Origin of the sequence: Klebsiella sp. 2019SCSN059 (assembly GCF_021739525.1) — a bacterium.
GTDB classification, from domain to species: Bacteria; Pseudomonadota; Gammaproteobacteria; order Enterobacterales; family Enterobacteriaceae; genus Klebsiella; species Klebsiella quasipneumoniae.
Map to the genome: position 1 here is coordinate 1 of NZ_JAKKOM010000015.1, position 22,638 is coordinate 22,638.

The window sequence follows — 22,638 nt, forward strand, 5'->3', positions numbered from 1 at the left end:
AGCGGCGCGTAGCGCCTTATCCGGGCTACCCGACGGTCTGGAACCGTAGCCCTGCTAAGCGTAGCGCGAGCAGGGAATACCCCGGATAGCGGCGCGTAGCGCCTTATCCGGGCTACCCGACGGTCTGGAACCGTAGCCCTGCTAAGCGTAGCGCGAGCAGGGAAGCCGGTATCTATGCTACAACTTCTTACGCAATAACCGCAGCGCGTTAGCCGTTACCAGTACGGTGGCGCCGGTATCCGCCAGCACCGCCAGCCACAGGCCGGTCAGGCCGAGCAGGGTGGTGACAAGGAAAATCCCCTTCAGCCCTAAGGCAATCGCGATGTTCTGGCGAATATTCGCGTGGGTCGCCCGCGCCAGGGAGATCATCTGCGCCAGGCCGGTCAGACGGTTGTGGGTCAGCGCGGCGTCGGCGGTCTCCAGCGCCACGTCGGTGCCGCTGCCCATGGCGATGCCGATGGTCGCCGCCTTCATCGCCGGGGCGTCGTTGATGCCGTCCCCGACCATCGCCAGCGGCGCATCGGCATTCAGCGCCATCACCGCTTCGACTTTGTCCGCCGGCAGCAGGCCGGCGCGGAATTCCAGACCCAGTTCGCTGGCGATGGCCGCCGCGGCGCGCGGGTTATCCCCGGTAAGGATCACCCCCTGCACCCCCAGCTGGTGTAAGGCATCCACTGCCTGACGCGCGTCGTCGCGCAGGGTGTCGCGCAGCGCCAGGATGCCGAGAAGCGTCTCGCCGCGCATGACCAGCACCACCGTTTGACCGGCGCTCTCCAGCTGCTGGATCTGCGCCTCATGCTCTGACGGGGCGGCTTTGCTGGCCGCGCAGATTACGATACGGCTGCCGTTGACCTCGGCTTCAATACCGGAGCCGGCCAGCGCCCGCTGGCCGCTGGCCTGCGGAATACTCAGCTGACGCCGCTGCGCTTCGCGGACGATAGCCTGCGCCAGCGGATGGCTGGAGCCTTGCTCAACCGCCGCCGCCAGCGCCAGCAGCGTGTTATCGTCATTCTCAGCCGTGGCGATGACCGTGGTCACCTGCGGCTGGCCGACGGTCAGGGTGCCGGTTTTGTCGAACGCCACCTGGCGCACCTGGCCCAGCTGTTCCAGCGCCGCGCCGCCTTTAATTAACGCTCCGCGTCGGGCGGCGACCGCCAGGCCGGAAGTGATGGCTGCCGGGGTGGAGATAACCAGCGCGCACGGGCAGCCGATCAGCAGCAGCGTCAGCCCTTTATAAATCCACGGCAGCCAGGCGCTGGCGAAGAGCAGGGGCGGGACAATGGCGACCAACAGGGCCACCACCATAATGGCCGGAGTGTAGATCCGGCTGAAGCGATCGATAAAACGCTCGATCGGCGCCCGACGCTCCTCCGCCTCTTCAATCAGCTTCAGGATGCGGTCGATGGCGCTGTCGCCCGGTTCGGAGATCACGGTCAGCTGCACCAGGCGGTCGACGCTGGTGGCGCCCGCCGCTACCCGTTCTCCGGCCAGGCGCTCCACCGGCACCGACTCGCCGGTCAGAGCGCTTTCATCAAAGCTGGCAAATGGCGACAGCAGCTGACCATCCGCCGGCAGACGCCCGCCGGCGGCCACTTCGATCACATCCCCGGGGCGCAGATCGCGCTGGGCGACGGTTTCCCGCACGCCGTTGCGCAGGCGAATGGCGGTGTCGGGCTTCAGCGCCATCAGCGCGCTCACCCCCTGCCGCGCGCGGCTGGCGGCCCAGCCTTCGAGACGCTCGCCGATCAGGAACAGCAGCAGGACCATCGCCGCCTCTGCGGTGGCGCCGATAAACAGCGCCCCGATGGCGGCGACGCTCATCAGCGTTTCAATGGCGAACCAGCTCCCGCTCTTGATCAGGCGCAGCGCCTGGCGGGCAACCGGCCACAGGCCGACCAGGGTGGTGGCAATAAAGGCTAACTGACCGGCAGGGTGGTTGGCCTGCTCCATCCCCCAGCTCAGGGCCATCATCATGATCAGCGTCAGCAACGGTAAATTGTCGCGCAGCCGCGAGCCCTGAGTTTTCTCTGACGCGGGGGCATCGGCATCGCGCAGCGTATAGCCTGCCTGACGTACCGCCTGCTCAACCTGAGCCCGAACGTCGCCCTCGGCGTTAACCAATAATTTTTCAGTGGCGAACAGCACCTGAACCTGACTGACGCCGGGCACCTGACGAACCGCCGTTTCCACCTTGCGGGCGCAGGCGGCGCAGTCCATGCCTGCAACCTGCCAGCTGTAGCGGACGTCGCTGAGCGCTTCGGCGGCAGGCGCGGTCTCTGCGGCGCAGGCGTGGTCTGTGCAGCAGCTTTCCGCCGGGGCGGGCGCTGGCCGCATGGTGAATGACGAGAATTGTGGGACTTTTTTATCCTGCGCGTCTGGAGTCGACATGGCACCCTCCGGTAAATGATAATTTTCTCATTAGCCGTAGGATACACTCTGGAGTCGACTCCAGAGTCAAGGACTAAATTACAGGTACAGCGCGCGCACGATGAGGAAGTGGCCGGCAAAGTAAAACGCGGCTGCAATGGCGTTATCGGCGCGGAAACGGCGGCGATAGTGGCTCACCAGCCACACGGCATTGCTCAGCAGCAGCAGAGCGGCGCCGGCGAATCCGGACAGCGCGGTGTTGGTAGGGCGGGCAAACCACAGCTCACCGGCCAGCCAGACCATCACCAGCGTCATGCCGATAAAGGTCAGCACCGGCATTTTCATCTCTTCCAGCCGGCTCCAGATCACCGCCATCAGCAGGGCGCCGAATACCAGCAGCACCAGCGGCAGCGGCCAGAAGAACGACAGCGTCAGCTGGCTGGCGAACCAGATGGTATACAGCAGATGCGACAGGAAGAAGGCGCCCACCGCGTACATCATCCGCTGGCGCGGCAGCAGGGTCAGGGCGTCGCCGAGCAGTGAGGCGCACAGGCCGGCCAGCACCAGGTAGCTGATGGCATTGAACATCGGCGCCTGCCAGGCCAGCAACAGCAACAGAATCAGGGTGACAGGTTTAAATACCCAGCGTCGCCAGGCCGGCCCGCGATAGGATGCATCGACATAAAGCCATGCGGAGAAACAGACAGCAATAAATGACCAAAGCATAGTAAGTCCCTGTATCTGTTATCATAAGGAAAGTTACGGATGCGTGAAGCTACCACTCAGTGTAGTGGTTTGGCGCAGCAGATGACAATGTTATTCCAGTCGCAGTATGCTGATTCCTGATATTTTTTATGGGTAACCTTAATGAGTAAAATGCCGCTCTTTTTTGTTCTGGTCGTCGCGGTGATTGTGGTGGCGGCTTCGTTTCGCTATGTGCAGCAGCGCCGCGAAAAACTGGCGAACGACGCCGCGCCGGTGTTGCAAAAGCGGGTGATCGTCAGCAATAAGCGGGAAAAAGTGATTAACGATCGGCGTTCGCGGCAGCAGACGGTGACGCCTGCGGGCAGCGAGATGCGCTATGAAGCGAGCTTTCGCCCTGAGAACGGCGGGCTGGAGGTGGTGTTTCGCCTTGACGCGCCGCAGTATCATGCGCTGAGCGTCGGCGATCGCGGGATGTTGAGTTATAAGGGCACAGCGTTCGTGGCGTTCACGCCCGATCCCTGAGCCCTTGTCAGGACTATTTCTTCAGCGTCGCCTTCAGTTTTTTCTGCCAGGCGACGAGCTCAAACACGCCGAAGATAAAAATGCGGATTTGCTCAAAGCGGCCCAGCGGCGGGGCATCCTTCGGCTGCGTCGCCTTGAGCAGCGTCAGCTGCAGACCGTGCATCAGGATCATAAAAATCAGCGCGACGTTGACGAAGATATTCAGCGGCTTCGGGAAGGGCTGAAACAGATTCAATAACAGAAAGGCCCAGACGCACAGCATCAGCAGGCGGCCTAAATTAATCAGCATGGTTCTCTCCTTGGGCCTCACGTTGGTAAAGACGGTACGCGACCTGTCCGGCCACTTTTTCACGATACAGATGCCAGTTCGCCGGTACCGGCGGTAAACCGTTTTCGACTTCGCTTTCGACGTACACCAGGGCCTCGTCGGCCAGCCAGCCCTGCGTTTCCAGCAGGCGCAGCGTCTCCTCCAGCAGCCCCTGACGGAACGGTGGGTCGACAAACACAATCTGATGCGGCGTGCCCGGTTGGCTCAGGAAGCTGAGGGTGTTAGTCGCGATCACCTTGCCGCGATCCGCTTTCAGGGTGGCCAGGTTTTTTTGCAACTGCTGAGCGACGCCGCGCTCCATCTCCAGTAGCGTGGTGCTGGCCGCATAGCGGGACAGCGCCTCAAGCCCCAGCGCGCCGCTGCCGGCAAAGCAGTCGAGGCAGTGCGCGTCAACGATGGACGGCGCCAGCCAGTTAAAAAGGGTTTCGCGAACCCGGTCGGTGGTCGGCCGCAGGCCCGGGCTCTCCGGCACCGGTAATTTACGGCCGCGCCATTGCCCGCCGATGATGCGGATCTGGCCGTTGCCCGCGTGGTTTGGTTTTTTCATCTCTCTGCTCAAGTCTCAACTTCCGGCCTGCTATTCTAGCGATCGACGGCGGTTGACGAAACCTTAATCCGGGGGCGGTGCTGCGAGTTAAGTTAAGTGATAGACTATCCAACTAATTTCATCATTTTTTCAGCTTCTGATGAAGCTGCGCCATGAATAAACAGCGAGGAGTGTGGTCGCAAATGGCAAAAGAGAAAAAACGTGGCTTCTTTTCCTGGCTGGGCTTTGGACAGAAAGAGCAGGCACAGGAAACCGAGACTGAACAAAAAGTAGAAGAACAACAAGCGGTTGCCCAGGAGACGCCGGCGGCGGAAACCCCTGCTGAGCCGAGCGCGCCGAAAGCGGACCCGGAGGCGTTTGCCGAAGAGGTCGTCGAAGTCACCGAGACGGTGGTCGAAAGCGAAAAGGCCCACCTCGCGGAGCCTGCCAGCGCGCCGGAAGAAGAGGCGGCGCCAGCGCCTGCTTTGGTTGAAGAGGCGCCGGTCGTCGCGCCGGAGCCTGCGGTCAGCGAACCGCTGAAGGCGGAGGAACAGCCGGCAGTGGTTGAGTCGCTGGTGGAGGACGTTATCGCCGAACCGGTGGCGGCGGAGGCCGTGGCTGAGCAGCCTGTAGAGGATGTCGTCGCCCAACCTCAGGAGACGGAAGCGCCGGAAGAGGACGCGCCGTTAAGCGATGAAGAGCTGGAAGCGCAGGCGCTGGCGGCCGAGGCGGCGGAAGAGGCGGCGGTGGTGGTGCCGGCGCCAGAGGAAGAGGCGCCGGTGGAAGCGCTGGTCCAGGAGCAGGAAAAACCGACGAAAGAAGGCTTTTTCGCCCGCCTTAAGCGTAGCCTGCTGAAAACCAAACAAAATCTCGGTTCCGGATTTATCAGCCTGTTCCGCGGTAAGAAGATCGACGACGATCTGTTTGAAGAGCTGGAAGAGCAACTGCTGATCGCCGACGTCGGGGTGGAAACCACCCGCAAGATCATTACTCATCTCACCGAGGGCGCCAGCCGTAAGCAGCTGCGCGATGCGGAAGCGCTGTACGGCCTGCTGAAAGAAGAAATGGGCGATATCCTCGCCAAAGTGGATGAGCCGCTGAATGTTGAAGGCAAAACGCCATTTGTTATTCTGATGGTCGGCGTGAACGGGGTGGGGAAAACCACCACCATCGGTAAGCTGGCGCGTCAGTTTGAGCAGCAGGGCAAATCGGTGATGCTGGCGGCGGGGGATACCTTCCGTGCGGCGGCGGTGGAACAGCTGCAGGTCTGGGGCCAGCGTAACAATATCCCGGTGATCGCCCAGCACACCGGCGCCGATTCCGCCTCGGTGATTTTCGACGCCATTCAGGCGGCGAAGGCGCGCCATGTTGATGTGCTGATTGCCGATACCGCCGGGCGTCTGCAGAATAAATCGCACCTGATGGAAGAGCTGAAGAAGATCGTCCGGGTGATGAAAAAGCTGGACGTCGACGCGCCGCATGAGGTGATGTTAACCATCGACGCCAGCACCGGGCAGAATGCCATTAGCCAGGCCAAACTGTTCCATGAAGCGGTAGGTTTGACCGGGATCACCCTGACCAAGCTGGATGGCACCGCCAAAGGCGGCGTGATCTTCTCGGTGGCCGACCAGTTCGGCATTCCGATTCGCTATATTGGCGTCGGCGAGCGTATTGAGGATCTGCGTCCGTTTAATGCGGGCGACTTTATTGAGGCACTTTTTGCCCGAGAGGATTAAGAATGATTCGCTTTGAACAAGTCAGCAAAGCCTATCTCGGTGGGAGACAAGCGCTGCAGGGGGTGAACTTCCACCTGCAGCCGGGCGAGATGGCGTTTCTGACCGGCCACTCCGGCGCAGGGAAAAGTACCCTGCTGAAGCTTATCTGTGGTATCGAACGGCCCAGCGCCGGGAAAATCTTCTTCAGCGGTCATGAAATCAGCCGCCTGAAGAGCCGTGAGGTGCCGTTCCTGCGCCGCCAGATCGGCATGATTTTCCAGGACCACCATTTGCTGATGGATCGTACCGTGTATGACAACGTGGCGATCCCGCTGATTATCGCCGGCGCCAGCGGCGATGACATACGTCGCCGGGTCTCGGCGGCGCTGGATAAGGTCGGGCTGCTGGACAAAGCGAAGAACTTTCCGATTCAGCTCTCCGGCGGCGAGCAGCAGCGCGTGGGGATCGCTCGCGCGGTGGTCAACAAGCCGGCGGTGCTGCTGGCGGATGAACCGACCGGTAACCTCGACGAGGCGCTCTCGGAGGGGATTTTACGTCTGTTTGAAGAGTTTAACCGCGTCGGGGTGACGGTACTGATGGCCACGCACGATCTGGGGCTTATCTCCAGCCGTCCGTACCGCGTGCTGACGCTCAGCGACGGCCATCTGCATGGAGGCATTCGGGGTGAATAAGCGCGACGCAATGAACCAAATCCGCCAGTTCGGCAGCAAGTTCGATCGCCTGCGCAACGCGGCGGGCGGCGGCGGCGGCGGGCGCAATGCGCCAAAACGGCCGAAAGCGGCGCCTAACCCGGCCTCGCGTAAGAGTAACGTGTTCAACGAGCAGGTGCGCTACGCCTGGCACGGCGCGCTCCAGGATTTAAAAAGCACGCCGCTGGCGACCTTCCTGACGGTGATGGTTATCGCCATCTCGTTGACCCTGCCAAGCGTCTGCTACATGGTCTACAAAAACGTCAGCAGCGCGGCGTCACAGTACTATCCCTCGCCGCAGATCACCGTGTATCTGGAAAAAACGCTGGATGACGATGCCGCGGCGCGGGTGGTCGGCCAGCTGCAGGCGGAGCAGGGCGTCGACAAGGTGAACTATTTGTCACGTGACGAGGCATTGGGTGAATTCCGTAACTGGTCCGGCTTTGGCGGCGCCCTGGATATGCTGGAAGAGAACCCGCTGCCGGCGGTCGCCATCGTGGTGCCGAAGCTGGATTTCCAGAGCACGGAAGCGCTGAACACCCTGCGCGAGCGGGTATCGCGGATCCAGGGGGTCGATGAAGTACGGATGGACGACAGCTGGTTTGCCCGCCTCTCCTCGCTCACCGGGCTGGTGGGCCGCGTGTCGGCGATGATCGGCGTGCTGATGGTGGCGGCGGTGTTCCTGGTGATCGGCAACAGCGTGCGCCTGAGCATCTTCGCCCGCCGCGATACCATTAACGTGCAGAAACTGATCGGCGCCACCGACGGCTTTATCCTGCGTCCGTTCCTCTACGGCGGGGCGATGCTGGGCTTCTCCGGCGCGTTTTTATCGCTGATCCTGTCGGAGATTCTGGTGATGCGCCTCTCGTCGGCAGTGACCGAGGTGGCGAAGGTGTTCGGCACCCAGTTTGAGCTGAGCGGCTTAGGCTTTGACGAGTGTCTGCTGATGCTGATCGTCTGCTCGATGATCGGGTGGGTGGCCGCCTGGCTGGCGACAGTGCAACATTTACGTCACTTTACTCCCGATTAAAAAAAGCGTGATATAATCTTTCCCTGCTGCAATGAGTTCCTGTTCGCAGGGAAAGATACCGCAAGCTTGTTCTCCTTTTCCTGCCCTCACTTTTTCATCGTGGTGTCACATTTTGTGCGTAATTTATTCACACCGTTGCAGGGAACTTGTGGATAAAATCACTGTCTGATACTAATGTGAGTGATATTCTCGTTGCTCATGAATGCTGGCATGCTTGTTGCCTGATGGGGACAAGACCACGTCAGAAGATATCAATTGAGAGGATTTGAATGACCAAAGAAATGCAAACTTTAGCTTTAGCCCCCGTTGGTAACCTGGAATCGTACATCCGGGCCGCTAACACTTGGCCGATGCTGTCGGCTGATGAAGAGCGGGAGCTTGCTGAAAAGCTGCATTACCAGGGCGATCTGGAAGCAGCGAAAAAGCTGATTCTGTCTCACCTGCGCTTTGTTGTTCACATTGCTCGTAACTACTCGGGCTATGGCCTGCCGCAGGCGGATCTGATCCAGGAAGGCAATATCGGCCTGATGAAAGCCGTGCGTCGCTTCAACCCGGAAGTGGGTGTGCGCCTGGTCTCCTTCGCCGTGCACTGGATTAAAGCCGAAATTCACGAATACGTGCTGCGCAACTGGCGTATCGTGAAGGTCGCTACCACCAAAGCACAGCGTAAGCTGTTCTTTAACCTGCGTAAAACCAAACAGCGTCTGGGTTGGTTCAACCAGGATGAAGTGGAAATGGTGGCCCGTGAGCTGGGCGTGTCGAGCAAAGACGTCCGCGAGATGGAATCCCGTATGGCGGCCCAGGACATGACGTTCGACATGTCGTCGGACGATGAATCCGACAGCCAGCCGATGGCGCCGGTTCTTTATCTGCAGGACAAAACGTCAAACTTTGCCGACGGCATCGAAGACGACAACTGGGAAGAGCAGGCGGCGAATAAGCTGACTGACGCGATGCAGGGCCTGGACGAGCGTAGCCAGGATATCATCCGCGCCCGCTGGCTGGACGAAGACAACAAGTCCACGCTGCAGGAGCTGGCTGACCGCTACGGCGTCTCCGCAGAGCGCGTGCGTCAGCTGGAAAAGAACGCCATGAAAAAACTGCGTGCCGCGATCGAAGCCTGATACGCCACCCCTGCCTGACGCCAGGCACCCCGATAACGCCCCGCCTCAGGTTGGGGCGTTTTGTTTTTCTGCGCCATCCATGGGCAGCAGTACCTCTGGACAGTGCGTCCGCAGGCAGCCTATCAGCACGCTGAACGCCGGCGCCATCTGCTCCTCGGGCTGGCTGGCAAATCCCATCAATAATCCTTTCTTACGCGCCGCCGTCAGGTAGTAGCGCGAGAGCGGCCGCACCAGAATGTGGCGCGCATTGGCCTCGCGGGCGATCGCCACATCGTCCGCCTCCTCCGGTAAATTGAGGATCAAATGCAGTCCGGCATTATCGCTGAAGTCCGACAGGGCGTCGGGCATACAGTGCCGCTGAATCAGCTCGGTTAAAAAGGCGCGACGACGGCTGTAGAGCAGCCGCATGCGGCGGATATGCGCCGAGTAGTGACCAGCGGTAATAAACTCCGCCAGCGCCATCTGGATCAGCGAATGGCCGCCGCGATAAAGCTCGGCGTGGGCGTGCTTCAGATCGCTGACCAGCGGGCGGGGGATCACCACATAGCCCAGGCGCAGGCCGGGATAGAGCGTCTTGCTGAAGGTGCCGATATAGACCACCGGCGCATCGGCCACCAGCCCCTGCAGGGCGGGGATGGGCTGGCCGGAAAAGCGAAACTCGCTGTCATAATCATCTTCGACGATCCAGCTGCCCTGCTGGCGGGCGAGCGCCAGCAGCCGCTGACGGCGTTCAAGGCTCATCACTGCGCCCAGCGGATACTGGTGAGAAGGGGTGACGAAGATGAGTCGCGGCGCATCGTCAACCGTTTCCGGCGGGCACAGCCCATTGGCATCGACGGTGATGGGGGCCGCCCGGACGTCGTTCATCGCCAGCACATGGCGAATGCCCCAGTAGGAAGGTTCCTCCACCCACGCCAGATCGCCGTTGTCGCACAGCATGCGAGTGACCAGGTCAATCGCCTGGTGGATCCCCTCGGTGATAAGAATTTGATCTGCCTGACAGTGGACGCCGCGCGATACCCGCAGATAATCCACCAGCGCCTGCTGTAGCTCCGGGGTACCGCCGTTGCAGCTGTAGCTGAGCCGCTCCGGCTTTGGCCGACGGCTGATGCGGGCCTGGATCTTGCTGAACAGCGGATGGGGAAAGGCGTTAACGTCCGGTACGCCGGGAATAAACGCTCCCCACTGGCGTGGGCTGGCGCTGACCTGGCCGAGCAGGTGCTGGCCGCGGCGTGAAAGGTGCGCCGTCGAAGTCGCGATACTGCTGTTTTCCCGCTTCCCCTTAGCGGTCAATGAACTTTCAGGCGCGGTTTGGGCAACGAATGTTCCGCTTCCCCGACGGGAAACCACATATCCTTCCGCCAGTAATTGTTCATAAGTTGTTAATATGGTGTTTCTTGATACGCCGAGTTCTCCCGCCAGGTCCCGCGACGGCGGCAGGCGGCTTTGCGGCGCCAGCGAACCGTCAAGGATCGCGCGGCGAAGCGCGTTGTATAAGCGTTTGTGCAGAAGAGGGTCGCGCTCTTCCTGCAGACGGACCAGCACCAGGTCACCCACCAGCGAACGCAATTGGATCCCTCAGATATTCAAAATTGGTACTCGATTATAGGGCCAACTCCTGTGTAAATAAACGACATCGTTTCTAATTTGTTGCGATAACGTGACATACACGACAGGAGATTCGCAGGTGAAAAGCTCAGAACTGAATCAACGTCGCCAGCAGGCGACGCCGCGCGGCGTAGGCGTAATGTGTAACTACTTTGTCGAGAAGGCGGAGAACGCCACGCTGTGGGATATCGAAGGCAATGAGGTGATCGATTTCGCCGCCGGTATCGCCGTGTTAAATACCGGTCACCGTCATCCGAAGGTGGTTGCCGCGGTCGCTGACCAGCTGCAGGCGTTCACCCACACCGCCTATCAGATTGTGCCGTACGAAAGCTATGTCACGCTGGCGGAACGTATCAACGATCTGGCGCCGATTGACGGGCCGGCAAAAACGGCCTTCTTCACCACCGGCGCGGAAGCGGTCGAGAACGCGGTGAAAATTGCCCGCGCTTACACCGGCCGTCCGGGGCTGATTACTTTCGGCGGCGGCTTCCACGGCCGTACCTTTATGACCATGGCGCTCACCGGTAAGGTCGCGCCCTACAAAATCGGCTTCGGGCCCTTCCCGGGCTCGGTGTATCACGGTGTCTACCCGAATGCGGCGCACGGTGTCTCCACCGCGGATGCGCTGAAAAGCCTGGAGCGCATTTTCAAAGCGGATATTGCGCCGGACCAGGTCGCGGCCATCATCCTCGAGCCGATCCAGGGAGAAGGCGGCTTTAACGTCGCGCCAGCCGATTTCATGCAGGCGCTGCGCGATCTGTGCGATACCCACGGCATTCTGCTGATCGCCGATGAAGTGCAGACCGGTTTCGCCCGTACCGGCAAGCTGTTCGCCATGCAGCACTATGATGTGAAACCGGATCTGATGACGATGGCGAAAAGCCTCGCCGGCGGTTTCCCGCTGTCGGGCGTCGTTGGTCGCGCCGAGGTGATGGATGCCCCAGCGCCAGGCGGCCTGGGTGGAACCTATGCCGGTAACCCGCTGGCGGTAGCCGCGGCGCACGCGGTGCTGGATGTGATTGCTGAAGAGCAGCTGTGCCAGCGCGCTGAACAGCTGGGTAGCCATCTGCAGGAAGTGCTCAACCAGGCGCGCGCCACCTGTCCGGCGATTGTTGATGTCCGCGGTCGGGGGTCGATGGTGGCGGTGGAGTTTAACGATCCGCAAACTGGCGAGCCGTCGCCGGAGTTTACCCGCCAGGTGCAACAGAAAGCGCAGGAGAACGGCCTGCTGCTGCTGAGCTGCGGCGTCTACGGCAACGTGATCCGCTTCCTCTATCCGTTGACGATTCCGGACGCCCAGTTCTCGAAAGCGCTGGATATTCTGGCGCGCGTACTGAAGAGCTAACGTCTCCCCGGTGGGCTGCGGCGGCAGGGAAGCCGAACAGAAACAGGAAGCCGCAGCCGGCTGTTCATGCTCAGCGTGAGTGGTTTATCACCCTGATATCACCTTTTTTCCGGCGGAGAAAACCGCCGGAGTAAAACGGAAAGTATTATGTCTGAAAACTCCACCTTTTCTCCCGCCCTCACCGGCCGGGAACGTACGGCTGTCCCTGCAAAATCTCTGAGCTTCGTCGAAGGGGTATCGATGATTGTCGGTACCAATATCGGCGCGGGTGTCCTCTCCATCGCCTATGCGTCAAGCAAAGCGGGCTTCTTACCGCTGCTGTTCTGGCTGGTGCTGGTGGGCAGCCTGACCACGGTGACCATGCTCTATGTCGCGGAATCTACGCTCCGCACGCGTAAACATCTGCAGCTCAGCGGATTATCAAAGCGCTACGTCGGCGGCTTTGGCGCGCTGATGATGTTCCTCTCCGTCTGCGTCAACAGCGTCGGCGCATTGACGGCTTATATGACCGGCAGCGGCAAGCTGCTCTACTCCCTGTTTGGCATTTCGCCGGCGCTGGGCAGCGTGCTGTTTTTCGTCCCGGCGGCAGGGGTGCTTTATCTGGGGCTGAAGGCGATCGGCCGCGGCGAGAAATTTATCAGCATCGGTATGGTGGTGATGATCTCGGTGCTGGTGATTGCCACGCTGTTGAAAGAGACCACCCGCGTGGGCTATCTGCTCGACGGCAACTGGCTGTATATGGTTCCGGTCTTCAACGTCGTGGCGTTCTGCTTCTCGGCACAGTATATCGTCCCGGAAATGGCGCGAGGCTTCGCCGACAAACCGGAAAAATTGCCTAAAGCCATTATGGTCGGTATGGCGCTGACCTTTACCCTGCTGGCGCTGGTGCCGCTGTCGGTGATCTCGCTTAATGGCCTGGACAATATTTCGGATGTGGCCACCATCTCCTGGGGCAGGGCGCTTGGCGAATGGGCCTTCTTCTCCGCCAACCTGTTTGCGCTGTGCGCGATGCTGACCTCCTACTGGGGACTGGGCGGCAGCTTCCTGACCAATATCTTCGATCAGTTCCGCCTGGGGAATGATGAACAGCCTGCCCGCCGCTTGATGGTGCTGCTGGTGGTGGCGATCCCGCCGTTCGTGCTGGCCTACAGCGGTATGGTCTCTTTCGTCAACGCGCTCTATTTTGCCGGGGTGTTCAGCGGCGTTATTTTATCGATTATGCCGATCCTGATGCTCAAGGGCGCCCGCCAGCGTGGCGACCTGACGCCGGGCTGGACCTGTCCGGCCTGGATGACCCATCCGCTTATCCAATGCTTCATTGTGTTGTTGTATCTTTGCAGCGCCGTCTACGCGGTAGCGTCCGCGGTAGGCTACCTGCCCGCTGGCTGGTAATTAGGGCCTGTTTTGCACCGCGTCCGGTTCATGCTGGCGCGGTTTTTTTATTTGTCACTTATCTGTTACATAGCCCGCAATTTAGTCGTTTCAAATTCCTCAGAATGACGGTATGTTTAGCATAGTGTGCTGCAAAAGCGCGAGCAGCCCCCGGTTGGTTAGCTATCATATGCTTTTCCTATCGATATAAACAAAATAATGCGCTAACAAACAACATCACAACAAATGCAAAAACCATAATAATGGGGAGCCTCAGGATGAATATGAAGGGTAAAGCGTTACTGGCAGGATGTATTGCCTTAGTTATGAGCAGCGCGGCGCTGGCGGAAGATATCAAAATCGCGGTAGTCGGGGCGATGTCCGGCCCGGTGGCCCAGTACGGCGATCAGGAGTTTACCGGCGCCGAGCAGGCGGTAGCGGATATCAACGCGAAGGGCGGCATTAAGGGCAATAAGCTGCAGATCGTAAAATATGATGACGCTTGCGACCCGAAACAGGCGGTAGCGGTTGCCAACAAAGTGGTCAACGACGGGATCAAATACGTTATCGGCCACCTGTGCTCCTCTTCCACTCAGCCGGCGTCTGACATCTATGAAGACGAAGGCATTCTGATGATCACCCCCGCTGCGACCGCGCCTGAGCTGACCGCGCGCGGCTATAAGCTGATCCTGCGCACCACCGGGCTGGACTCCGACCAGGGACCAACCGCGGCGAAATACATTCTCGACAAAGTGAAGCCGCAGCGTATCGCAGTCGTGCATGACAAACAGCAGTACGGCGAAGGTTTGGCCCGTGCGGTGCAGGATGGCCTGAAAAAAGGCGGGGCGAACGTGGTCTTCTTCGACGGGATCACCGCTGGTGAGAAAGATTTCTCCACTCTGGTGGCGCGCCTGAAGAAAGAGAATATCGACTTCGTCTACTACGGCGGTTACCACCCGGAAATGGGCCAGATCCTGCGTCAGGCCCGCGCTGCCGGTCTGAAAACCCAGTTTATGGGCCCGGAAGGCGTAGCGAACGTCTCCCTGTCTAATATCGCCGGCGAGTCGGCGGAAGGCCTGCTGGTGACCAAGCCGAAGAACTACGACCAGGTGCCGGCGAACAAACCGATCGTGGATGCGATCAAGGCGAAGAAACAGGATCCGAGCGGCGCCTTCGTCTGGACCACCTACGCGGCGCTGCAGTCGCTGCAGGCGGGCCTGAATCAGTCTGACGATCCGGCGGAAATCGCTAAATACCTGAAAGGGGCGACGGTAGACACCGTGATGGGCCCGCTGTCGTGGGATCAGAAAGGCGACCTGAAAGGCTTCGAGTTCGGTGTCTTTACCTGGCATGCTAACGGTACGGCGACCGACGCCAAATAATTTAACCGGCGCCTTTCACGCTGCAAATGCGTTGTCTGCGCCCCTCAACCCCGGTCACTTACTGATGTAAGCTCCCGGGGATTTCGGGTCTTGACGCCTTTTTGCAACGCGAAATGCTGGGTTAAATGGGTGGGCGCCTTTCACGCTGCAAATGCGTTGTCTGCGCCCCTCAACCCCGGTCACTTACTGATGTAAGCTCCCGGGGATTTCGGGTCTTGACGCCTTTTTGCAACGCGAAATGCTGGGTTAAATGGGTGGGCGCCTTTCACGCTGCTAATGCGTTGTCTGCGCCCCTCAACCCCGGTCACTTACTGATGTAAGCTCCCGGGGATGTCGGGTCTTGACGCCTTTTTGCAACGCGAAATGCTGGGTTAAATGGGTGGGCGCCTTTCACGCTGCAAATGCGTTGTCTGCGCCCCTCAACCCCGGTCACTTACTGATGTAAGCTCCCGGGGATTTCGGGTCTTGACGCCTTTTTGCAACGCGAAATGCTGGGTTAAATGGGTGGGCGCCTTTCACGCTGCAAATGCGTTGTCTGCGCCCCTCAACCCCGGTTATTTACTGATGTAAGCCAGGTAACCCGGCTAAGCGAAGCGCCGCCGGGTTCTTCCTTGGCCATGCTCCGCTTATTGGGGCTACGGCTTAATGCTTTTCCCAACCGGTCTGCTGGGCGCTAAAGCCGAGCGCCTGCATAAAGGCCGCCATCACGCCGCGGTCTTCCACCCCGCGGTCGGCGATGCGCCAGCTATTGATCGCCGGGTTATCACGCAATGTCTCTTCCACTAAATATTGCCCGACGCCGCGGCGGCGGGTCACTTCACGCACGCACAGATCGCTGAGCTCACCTTCGACGCCGCGCAGGGTAACGCGCACAGCGCCCAACAGGCGCTCGTTAAAGCGGGCGGCATAGAGACGATGGTTTTCATCCAGGGTCAGCGTCGACAGATCCTGCGACGGCCAGATTTTCCCCAGATCAATGCGATCCTGATCGCTGAAGTGCTGTAAACGGATAATAGTCAGTTTCATGGGCGGCAAGTCCAGTGCAAAACAGAGGCGCCAGTGTACCCAAAATTGCTGTCTGGCGGAGCGCTGTTTTTTGCGCATACATCAGGGGATTCGTTTTCCTGGCGTTGTTGGGGTAGCGCAATCCGTCATGGATCGAAAAATAAGCAGGATTTTAACCTAATGTGCAGCGTTTTATTCCGCCTTATGTATCGTTATTTTATGCTGCCGCATGGACTTTTTTTTGTTTATCTTCAGCAAAATACAGAATATTATCTTTGCTTAATCGACTGAAAAATAGAGATTTTAATCTGTTTTTTAGTGAAAAGCTGCGCTAAACCATTAAACTCAATGGTAAAAATGGCGTTGTTTAATAAAAGCACAGAATGCTTTTTAACCATAAAAATACAAAACATTTACACCACATCACGAACGGGGTTCTGCAGCATGAAAAGGAACGCGAAAACCATCGTCGCGGGCATTGTCGCATTAGCGATGTCGCACGCGGCGATGGCCAAGGATATTAAGGTCGCCGTGGTCGGCGCGATGTCGGGTCCGGTGGCCCAGTGGGGCGACATGGAGTTCAACGGCGCGCGTCAGGCGATTAAAGACATCAACGCCAGCGGCGGTATTAAGGGCGACAAGCTGGTGGCCGTCGAATATGACGACGCCTGCGATCCGAAGCAAGCGGTCGCGGTGGCCAACAAAATCGTCAACGACGGTATTCAGTACGTTATCGGCCACCTGTGCTCCTCTTCCACCCAGCCGGCTTCCGATATCTATGAGGATGAAGGCATCCTGATGATCTCCCCGGGAGCGACCAACCCGGAGCTGACCCAGCGCGGCTATCAGTACATCATGCGTACCGCCGGCCTCGACTCCTCGCAGGGGCCGACCGCGGCGAAATATATCGTCGAGAACGTCAAACCGCAGCGTATCGCCATCATTCATGACAAGCAGCAGTACGGCGAAGGGCTGGCGCGTTCGGTGCAGGACAACCTGAAAAAAGCCGGGGCCAACATCGTCTTCTTTGACGGCATCACCGCGGGCGAGAAAGATTTCTCCGCGCTGCTGGCGCGCCTGAAGAAAGAGAACATCGACTTCGTCTACTACGGCGGTTACTACCCGGAAATGGGGCAGATGCTGCGCCAGGCGCGCTCCGTGGGGCTGAAAACCGTGTTTATGGGGCCGGAAGGGGTCGGCAACGCCTCGCTGTCCAATATCGCGGGCGCCGCGGCGGAAGGGATGCTGGTGACGATGCCAAAACGCTACGATCAGGACCCTGCCAACAGCGCCATCGTCAACGCGCTGAAAGCGGAGAAGAAAGATCCGAGCGGGCCGTATGTCTGGATCACTTACGCCGCGGTTCAGTCGCTGGCGCAGGCGATGGACAGAACCGGCAGCCAGCAGCCGCTGGATTTAATCAAAGATTTGAAAGCGCACGGGGCGAAAACCGTGATTGGGCCGCTGACCTGGGATGAAAAAGGCGATCTGAAGGGATTTGAGTTTGGTGTCTTCCAGTGGCACGCCGACGGCTCTTCGAGCGCGGCGAAATAAGCGCTGAAGATGAGTTATCCCTCCGCCCGCGAGCCGCGGGCGGTTTGAAAAAGGTTACCTTATGTCCGAGCAGTTTCTCTATTTTCTGCAGCAGATGTTTAACGGCGTCACGCTGGGCAGTACCTACGCGCTGATCGCCATCGGCTATACGATGGTGTACGGCATTATCGGCATGATCAACTTCGCCCATGGCGAGGTCTACATGATTGGCAGCTATGTCTCCTTCATGATCATCGCCGCGCTGATGATGATGGGTATCGACACCAGCTGGCTGCTGGTCGCCGCCGGCTTCGTGGGCGCCATTGTGATTGCCAGCGCCTACGGCTGGAGCATTGAGCGCGTGGCCTATCGGCCGGTGCGTAATTCCAAGCGTCTGATTGCGCTGATCTCCGCTATCGGGATGTCTATCTTCCTGCAGAACTACGTCAGCCTGACCCAGGGCTCCCGCGACGTGGCGCTGCCGAGCCTGTTTAACGGCCAGTGGGTCGTCGGCCACAGCGACAGCTTCTCCGCGACGATCACCACCATGCAGCTGGTGATCTGGGTGGTGACCTTTATCGCCATGCTGGCCCTGACGCTGTTCATTCGCTACTCGCGGATGGGGCGCGCCTGCCGCGCCTGTGCCGAAGACCTGAAAATGGCGAGCCTGCTCGGCATTAACACCGATCGCGTCATTGCCCTGACCTTTGTCATCGGCGCAGCGATGGCGGCGGTGGCGGGCGTGCTGCTGGGTCAGTTCTACGGCGTGATTAACCCCTACATCGGCTTTATGGCCGGGATGAAGGCCTTCACCGCCGCCGTGCTCGGCGGTATCGGCAGTATCCCCGGCGCGATGATCGGCGGCCTGATCCTGGGTATTGCCGAGGCGCTCTCTTCTGCCTATCTCAGCACCGAATATAAGGACGTGGTTTCCTTTGCGCTGCTGATTCTGGTGCTGTTAGTGATGCCGACCGGCATTCTGGGCCGCCCGGAGGTGGAAAAAGTATGAAACCGATGCAAATTGCAATGGCGCTGCTCTCTGCTGCGATGTTCTTCATTCTGGCGGGCGTCTTTATGGGCGTGCAGCTGGAGCTGAACGGCACCAAACTGGTGGTGGATACCGCCGCCGATATTCGTTGGCAGTGGATCTTCATCGGCACCGCGGTGGTCTTTTTCTTCCAGCTGCTGCGGCCGCTGTTTCAGAAAGCGGTTAAGAACGTCTCCGGGCCGAAGTTTATTATGCCGGCGATTGACGGCTCGACGGTGAAGCAGAAGTTGTTCCTGATAGCCCTGCTGGTGATTGCCGTGGCCTGGCCGTTTATGGTGTCGCGCGGTACGGTGGATATCGCCACCCTGACGATGATCTATATCATTCTCGGCCTTGGGCTGAACGTGGTGGTCGGCCTTTCCGGCCTGCTGGTCCTGGGCTACGGCGGGTTCTACGCCATCGGCGCGTATACCTTCGCGCTGCTGAACCACTATTACGGTCTCGGCTTCTGGACCTGTCTGCCGCTGGCCGGCCTGGTCTCCGCGGCGGCTGGCTTCCTGCTTGGCTTCCCGGTGCTGCGTCTGCGCGGCGACTACCTGGCGATCGTGACCTTAGGCTTCGGCGAGATCGTGCGTATTCTGCTGCTCAACAATACCGAAATCACCGGCGGGCCAAACGGCATCAGCCAGATCCCGAAACCGACCTTCTTTGGCCTCGAATTCAGCCGCAGCGCCCGCGAAGGCGGCTGGGATACCTTCAGCAACTTCTTCGGCGTCAAATACGATCCCTCCGACCGGGTCATTTTCCTCTATCTGGTGGCGCTGCTGCTGGTGGTGCTGAGCCTGTTCGTTATCAACCGCCTGCTGCGGATGCCGCTGGGTCGGGCGTGGGAAGCGCTGCGTGAAGATGAGATCGCCTGTCGTTCGCTGGGCCTGAGCCCGACGCGCATCAAGCTGACCGCCTTTACCATCAGCGCCGCGTTTGCCGGCTTCGCCGGGACGCTGTTCGCCGCGCGCCAGGGCTTCGTCAGCCCGGAATCCTTTACCTTCGCCGAGTCCGCCTTTGTACTGGCGATCGTCGTGCTGGGCGGGATGGGCTCGCAGTTTGCGGTGATCCTGGCGGCTATTCTGCTGGTGGTGTCGCGTGAGCTGATGCGTGACTTTAACGAATACAGCATGTTAATGCTCGGCGGTCTGATGGTGCTGATGATGATCTGGCGTCCGCAGGGGCTTCTGCCAATGACGCGCGTGCAGTTGAAGCTGAAAAACGGTCAGGCGAAAGGAGAGCAGGCATGAGTCAGCCATTATTATCCGTCAGCGGCCTGATGATGCGTTTCGGCGGTCTGCTGGCCGTCAACAATGTGTCGCTGGAGCTCAAAGAGCGCGAGATCGTCTCGCTGATCGGCCCCAACGGCGCCGGGAAGACCACCGTCTTTAACTGCCTGACCGGTTTTTACAAGCCCACCGGCGGCACCATTCTGCTGCGCGACCAGCATCTGGAAGGGCTGCCGGGCCAGCAGATTGCCCGGATGGGCGTGGTGCGGACCTTCCAGCACGTGCGCCTGTTCCGCGAAATGACGGTCATTGAAAACCTGCTGGTGGCGCAACATCAGCAGCTGAAAACCGGGCTCTTCTCCGGCCTGCTGAAAACGCCGGCCTTCCGTCGGGCGCAGAGCGAAGCGCTGGACCGCGCGGCCACCTGGCTTGAGCGTATCGGCCTGCTGGAGCACGCTAACCGGCAGGCCAGCAACCTGGCCTATGGCGACCAGCGCCGGCTGGAGATTGCCCGCTGCATGGTCACCCAGCCGGAAATTCTGATGCTCGATGAACCGGCGGCGGGGCTGAACCCGAAAGAGACCAAAGAGCTGGACGAGCTTATCGCCGAGCTGCGTAACCATCACAACACCACCATCCTGCTTATCGAACACGATATGAAGCTGGTGATGGGCATTTCCGATCGCATCTACGTCGTGAACCAGGGGACACCGCTGGCCAACGGGACGCCGGAAGAGATTCGTAATAACCCGGACGTGATCCGCGCATACCTTGGTGAGGCATAAGATGGAAAACGCGATGTTAACTTTTGACAACGTCAGCGCCCACTACGGCAAGATTCAGGCGCTGCACAACGTCAGCCTGCATATCAAACAGGGCGAGATCGTCACGCTTATCGGCGCCAACGGCGCGGGGAAAACCACCCTGCTCGGCACGCTGTGCGGCGATCCGCGCGCCTCCAGCGGGCGTATTGTCTTTGACGGTAAGGATATTACCGACTGGCAGACGGCGAAGATCATGCGCGAGGCGGTGGCGATCGTCCCGGAAGGGCGGCGCGTCTTTTCGCGAATGACGGTGGAAGAGAACCTGGCGATGGGCGGTTTTTTTGCCGACCGCGATCAGTTCCAGACCCGCATCAAATGGGTGTATGAGCTGTTTCCGCGTCTGCACGAGCGCCGTATCCAGCGCGCCGGCACCATGTCCGGCGGCGAACAGCAGATGCTGGCCATCGGCCGCGCCCTGATGAGCCAGCCGCGTCTGCTGCTGCTGGATGAACCGTCGCTGGGGCTGGCGCCGATCATCATTCAGCAGATCTTCGATACCATCGAGCAGCTGCGCGAGCAGGGGATGACTATCTTCCTGGTTGAGCAGAACGCCAACCAGGCGCTGAAGCTGGCCGATCGCGGCTACGTGCTGGAGAACGGCCACGTGGTGCTGGAGGATACCGGCGACGCGCTGCTGGCCAACGAGGCGGTGCGCAGCGCCTATCTCGGTGGTTAATTCATCGCAACCCGGCGTCATTCACTTCGCCGGTTTGTAGCCCGGGTGAGGCGCTTGCGCCGACCCCGGGAGCCGATCGCACAACTATTATCCGTGTCTCAGCTCCCACTTTACTTCCCCCGTCCTTTCATCGGCTTGTCATCTCTCTGACCCGTTACTATCTTTTTTTTGTAATAAAAAAGTTATTTTTCTGTAATTCGAACATGTCATGTTACCCCGCGAGCATAAAACGCGTGAAATCGCGCATCCGGCACAACAAGAGAGATAACCGATGATATCGTTACGACATACAGCTTTAGGACTGGCGCTGAGCCTGGCTTTTGCCGGTCAGGCCCTGGCGGTTACCACCATCCCGTTCTGGCACTCAATGGAAGGCGAACTGGGTAAAGAAGTGGATTCTCTGGCGCAACGCTTTAACGCGGCCAATCCTGATTACAAAATCGTTCCGGTATACAAGGGCAACTATGAACAGAGCCTGAGCGCCGGTATCGCCGCCTTCCGTACCGGCAATGCGCCGGCGATCCTGCAGGTGTATGAAGTGGGTACCGCCACCATGATGGCGTCAAAAGCCATTAAGCCGGTCTACCAGGTGTTCAGCGAGGCGGGCATCACGTTTGATGAATCGCAGTTTGTGCCGACGGTCGCCGGGTATTACACCGATTCGAAAACCGGCCATCTGCTCTCCCAGCCGTTTAACAGCTCCACGCCGGTGCTGTACTACAACAAAGACGCCTTCAAAAAAGCCGGTTTAGATCCAGAGCAGCCGCCGAAGACCTGGCAGGATCTGGCGGCCTACACCGCGAAGCTGAAAGCCGCCGGAATGAAGTGCGGCTACGCCAGCGGCTGGCAGGGCTGGATCCAGATTGAGAACTTCAGCGCCTGGCACGGCCTGCCGGTGGCGACGAAAAACAATGGCTTTGACGGCACCGACGCGGTTCTTGAGTTCAACAAGCCGGAGCAGGTGAAGCATATCGCGCTGCTCGAAGAGATGAACAAGAAGGGCGATTTCAGCTACTTCGGGCGTAAAGACGAGTCCACCGAAAAGTTCTATAACGGCGATTGCGCCATTACCACTGCCTCGTCCGGCTCGCTGGCCGATATCCGCCAGTACGCCAAATTTAACTACGGCGTCGGCATGATGCCTTACGATGCCGACGTGAAAGGCGCGCCGCAGAACGCCATCATCGGCGGGGCCAGCCTGTGGGTGATGCAGGGTAAAGACAAAGAGACCTACACCGGCGTGGCGAAGTTCCTCGACTTCCTGACCAAACCGGAAAATGCCGCCGAATGGCACCAGAAAACCGGCTATCTGCCGATCACCACCGCGGCCTACGATCTGACCCGCCAGCAGGGCTTCTATGATAAGAACCCGGGCGCCGATATCGCCACGCGCCAGATGCTGAACAAGCCGCCGTTGCCGTTCACCAAAGGCCTGCGTCTGGGCAACATGCCGCAAATCCGCACCATCGTCGATGAAGAGCTGGAGAGCGTGTGGACCGGCAAGAAAACCCCGCAACAGGCGCTGGATTCCGCCGTTCAGCGTGGGAATCAGCTGCTGCGCCGCTTCGAACAAGCGACCAAATCGTAATCTGTAACTTGCCCGGT

The 22,638-nt window shown here is 59.5% G+C and carries 20 protein-coding genes; 14 read left to right on the plus strand and 6 right to left on the minus strand.

Annotation, left to right across the window (positions count from 1 at the left end; genetic code table 11):
- Positions 1-177: 177 nt before the first annotated feature.
- Together zntA and L2I46_RS16250 are read right to left on the minus strand one after the other, a co-directional pair.
- On the minus strand, positions 178-2,388 hold the full coding sequence (gene zntA / locus L2I46_RS16245; RefSeq protein WP_236948041.1) for a Zn(II)/Cd(II)/Pb(II) translocating P-type ATPase ZntA: 2,211 nt from the start codon (positions 2,386-2,388) through the stop codon (positions 178-180).
- A gap of 78 nt (positions 2,389-2,466) precedes the next feature.
- Entirely contained in the window at positions 2,467-3,093 is a 627-nt protein-coding gene (locus L2I46_RS16250; RefSeq protein WP_101862285.1) for a lysoplasmalogenase, read from the minus strand.
- Between the two features lie 150 nt (positions 3,094-3,243).
- Here L2I46_RS16250 and L2I46_RS16255 point away from each other — a divergent pair, with 150 nt between their 5' ends.
- Positions 3,244-3,594, plus strand: coding sequence for a DUF2500 domain-containing protein (locus L2I46_RS16255; protein ID WP_023291234.1), 351 nt, complete (start codon positions 3,244-3,246; stop codon positions 3,592-3,594).
- Positions 3,595-3,607: 13 nt separating this feature from the next.
- Here L2I46_RS16255 and L2I46_RS16260 read toward each other — a convergent pair whose 3' ends face one another.
- The gene (locus tag L2I46_RS16260) at positions 3,608-3,883 is read right to left on the minus strand and encodes a DUF1145 family protein (RefSeq protein WP_004202092.1); all 276 of its coding nucleotides are present in this window, start codon (positions 3,881-3,883) and stop codon (positions 3,608-3,610) included.
- Positions 3,873-4,469 (minus strand): 16S rRNA (guanine(966)-N(2))-methyltransferase, encoded by a 597-nt coding sequence (rsmD, locus tag L2I46_RS16265; protein WP_236948042.1) that lies wholly within the window; start codon positions 4,467-4,469, stop codon positions 3,873-3,875. The genes L2I46_RS16260 and rsmD overlap by 11 nt, the downstream gene beginning before the upstream one ends.
- Positions 4,470-4,651: 182 nt before the next feature.
- Here rsmD and ftsY point away from each other — a divergent pair, with 182 nt between their 5' ends.
- The 4 genes from ftsY (at position 4,652) to rpoH (ending at position 9,027) form a co-directional block, all read left to right on the plus strand.
- Positions 4,652-6,184 carry a signal recognition particle-docking protein FtsY gene (gene ftsY / locus L2I46_RS16270; RefSeq protein ID WP_048298513.1) on the plus strand — a complete coding sequence of 511 codons (1,533 nt, stop codon included), beginning with the start codon at positions 4,652-4,654 and terminating at the stop codon, positions 6,182-6,184.
- Positions 6,185-6,186: 2 nt separating this feature from the next.
- The gene (gene ftsE / locus L2I46_RS16275) at positions 6,187-6,855 is read left to right on the plus strand and encodes a cell division ATP-binding protein FtsE (protein WP_004202097.1); all 669 of its coding nucleotides are present in this window, start codon (positions 6,187-6,189) and stop codon (positions 6,853-6,855) included.
- A complete protein-coding gene (gene ftsX / locus L2I46_RS16280) occupies positions 6,848-7,903 on the plus strand; it encodes a permease-like cell division protein FtsX (protein ID WP_085551453.1) in 1,056 nt (351 codons plus the stop codon). The genes ftsE and ftsX overlap by 8 nt, the downstream gene beginning before the upstream one ends.
- 269 nt (positions 7,904-8,172) lie before the next feature.
- Positions 8,173-9,027: an RNA polymerase sigma factor RpoH gene (gene rpoH, locus L2I46_RS16285; RefSeq protein ID WP_002920815.1), complete on the plus strand. Its 855-nt coding sequence runs from the start codon at positions 8,173-8,175 to the stop codon at positions 9,025-9,027.
- Positions 9,028-9,072: 45 nt separating this feature from the next.
- On the opposite strand, the gene pdxR is transcribed toward rpoH, so the two are convergent.
- Positions 9,073-10,596, minus strand: coding sequence for a MocR-like pyridoxine biosynthesis transcription factor PdxR (pdxR, locus tag L2I46_RS16290; RefSeq protein ID WP_032454254.1), 1,524 nt, complete (start codon positions 10,594-10,596; stop codon positions 9,073-9,075).
- A gap of 118 nt (positions 10,597-10,714) precedes the next feature.
- Here pdxR and L2I46_RS16295 point away from each other — a divergent pair, with 118 nt between their 5' ends.
- The 3 genes from L2I46_RS16295 to livJ all read left to right on the plus strand — a co-directional run bounded on the left by L2I46_RS16295 (position 10,715) and on the right by livJ (position 14,733).
- On the plus strand, positions 10,715-11,980 hold the full coding sequence (locus L2I46_RS16295) for a 4-aminobutyrate--2-oxoglutarate transaminase (protein ID WP_023291230.1): 1,266 nt from the start codon (positions 10,715-10,717) through the stop codon (positions 11,978-11,980).
- A 147-nt stretch (positions 11,981-12,127) separates the two neighbouring features.
- Entirely contained in the window at positions 12,128-13,372 is a 1,245-nt protein-coding gene (locus tag L2I46_RS16300) for an aromatic amino acid transport family protein (RefSeq protein ID WP_060589716.1), read from the plus strand.
- A gap of 257 nt (positions 13,373-13,629) precedes the next feature.
- Positions 13,630-14,733: a branched chain amino acid ABC transporter substrate-binding protein LivJ gene (gene livJ, locus L2I46_RS16305; RefSeq protein WP_002920812.1), complete on the plus strand. Its 1,104-nt coding sequence runs from the start codon at positions 13,630-13,632 to the stop codon at positions 14,731-14,733.
- Between the two features lie 642 nt (positions 14,734-15,375).
- Here the strand turns inward: livJ and panM are convergent.
- The gene (gene panM / locus L2I46_RS16310) at positions 15,376-15,759 is read right to left on the minus strand and encodes an aspartate 1-decarboxylase autocleavage activator PanM (RefSeq protein ID WP_032454249.1); all 384 of its coding nucleotides are present in this window, start codon (positions 15,757-15,759) and stop codon (positions 15,376-15,378) included.
- A 423-nt stretch (positions 15,760-16,182) separates the two neighbouring features.
- Between panM and livK the strand changes: the two genes are divergently transcribed.
- The 6 genes from livK to ugpB all read left to right on the plus strand — a co-directional run bounded on the left by livK (position 16,183) and on the right by ugpB (position 22,621).
- Positions 16,183-17,292: a high-affinity branched-chain amino acid ABC transporter substrate-binding protein LivK gene (gene livK, locus L2I46_RS16315; RefSeq protein ID WP_048298510.1), complete on the plus strand. Its 1,110-nt coding sequence runs from the start codon at positions 16,183-16,185 to the stop codon at positions 17,290-17,292.
- A gap of 61 nt (positions 17,293-17,353) precedes the next feature.
- Positions 17,354-18,280 carry a high-affinity branched-chain amino acid ABC transporter permease LivH gene (gene livH, locus L2I46_RS16320; RefSeq protein WP_002920807.1) on the plus strand — a complete coding sequence of 309 codons (927 nt, stop codon included), beginning with the start codon at positions 17,354-17,356 and terminating at the stop codon, positions 18,278-18,280.
- Complete coding sequence (gene livM / locus L2I46_RS16325) at positions 18,277-19,554, plus strand: branched chain amino acid ABC transporter permease LivM (RefSeq protein ID WP_004202111.1); 1,278 nt, start codon at positions 18,277-18,279, stop codon at positions 19,552-19,554. Before livH ends, livM begins: the two co-directional genes overlap by 4 nt.
- Positions 19,551-20,318 (plus strand): high-affinity branched-chain amino acid ABC transporter ATP-binding protein LivG, encoded by a 768-nt coding sequence (livG, locus tag L2I46_RS16330; protein WP_023291227.1) that lies wholly within the window; start codon positions 19,551-19,553, stop codon positions 20,316-20,318. Before livM ends, livG begins: the two co-directional genes overlap by 4 nt.
- A gap of 1 nt (position 20,319) precedes the next feature.
- The gene (gene livF / locus L2I46_RS16335) at positions 20,320-21,033 is read left to right on the plus strand and encodes a high-affinity branched-chain amino acid ABC transporter ATP-binding protein LivF (protein ID WP_004145133.1); all 714 of its coding nucleotides are present in this window, start codon (positions 20,320-20,322) and stop codon (positions 21,031-21,033) included.
- A gap of 271 nt (positions 21,034-21,304) precedes the next feature.
- Complete coding sequence (gene ugpB, locus L2I46_RS16340; protein WP_032454248.1) at positions 21,305-22,621, plus strand: sn-glycerol-3-phosphate ABC transporter substrate-binding protein UgpB; 1,317 nt, start codon at positions 21,305-21,307, stop codon at positions 22,619-22,621.
- The last annotated feature ends 17 nt before the right edge of the window (positions 22,622-22,638 follow it).

Bases quoted from the DNA above. Each gene is read 5' to 3' on its own strand.
- zntA (WP_236948041.1), bottom strand. From the start codon at position 2,388: ATGTCGACTCCAGACGCGCAGGATAAAAAAGTCCCACAATTCTCGTCA.
- livJ (WP_002920812.1), top strand. From the start codon at position 13,630: ATGAATATGAAGGGTAAAGCGTTACTGGCAGGATGTATTGCCTTAGTT.
- livH (WP_002920807.1), top strand. From the start codon at position 17,354: ATGTCCGAGCAGTTTCTCTATTTTCTGCAGCAGATGTTTAACGGCGTC.
- livG (WP_023291227.1), top strand. From the start codon at position 19,551: ATGAGTCAGCCATTATTATCCGTCAGCGGCCTGATGATGCGTTTCGGC.
- L2I46_RS16260 (WP_004202092.1), bottom strand. From the start codon at position 3,883: ATGCTGATTAATTTAGGCCGCCTGCTGATGCTGTGCGTCTGGGCCTTT.
- L2I46_RS16255 (WP_023291234.1), top strand. From the start codon at position 3,244: ATGCCGCTCTTTTTTGTTCTGGTCGTCGCGGTGATTGTGGTGGCGGCT.
- L2I46_RS16300 (WP_060589716.1), top strand. From the start codon at position 12,128: ATGTCTGAAAACTCCACCTTTTCTCCCGCCCTCACCGGCCGGGAACGT.
- panM (WP_032454249.1), bottom strand. From the start codon at position 15,759: ATGAAACTGACTATTATCCGTTTACAGCACTTCAGCGATCAGGATCGC.
- L2I46_RS16250 (WP_101862285.1), bottom strand. From the start codon at position 3,093: ATGCTTTGGTCATTTATTGCTGTCTGTTTCTCCGCATGGCTTTATGTC.
- livF (WP_004145133.1), top strand. From the start codon at position 20,320: ATGGAAAACGCGATGTTAACTTTTGACAACGTCAGCGCCCACTACGGC.
- ugpB (WP_032454248.1), top strand. From the start codon at position 21,305: ATGATATCGTTACGACATACAGCTTTAGGACTGGCGCTGAGCCTGGCT.
- livK (WP_048298510.1), top strand. From the start codon at position 16,183: ATGAAAAGGAACGCGAAAACCATCGTCGCGGGCATTGTCGCATTAGCG.
- rpoH (WP_002920815.1), top strand. From the start codon at position 8,173: ATGACCAAAGAAATGCAAACTTTAGCTTTAGCCCCCGTTGGTAACCTG.
- rsmD (WP_236948042.1), bottom strand. From the start codon at position 4,469: ATGAAAAAACCAAACCACGCGGGCAACGGCCAGATCCGCATCATCGGC.
- ftsE (WP_004202097.1), top strand. From the start codon at position 6,187: ATGATTCGCTTTGAACAAGTCAGCAAAGCCTATCTCGGTGGGAGACAA.
- livM (WP_004202111.1), top strand. From the start codon at position 18,277: ATGAAACCGATGCAAATTGCAATGGCGCTGCTCTCTGCTGCGATGTTC.
- ftsY (WP_048298513.1), top strand. From the start codon at position 4,652: ATGGCAAAAGAGAAAAAACGTGGCTTCTTTTCCTGGCTGGGCTTTGGA.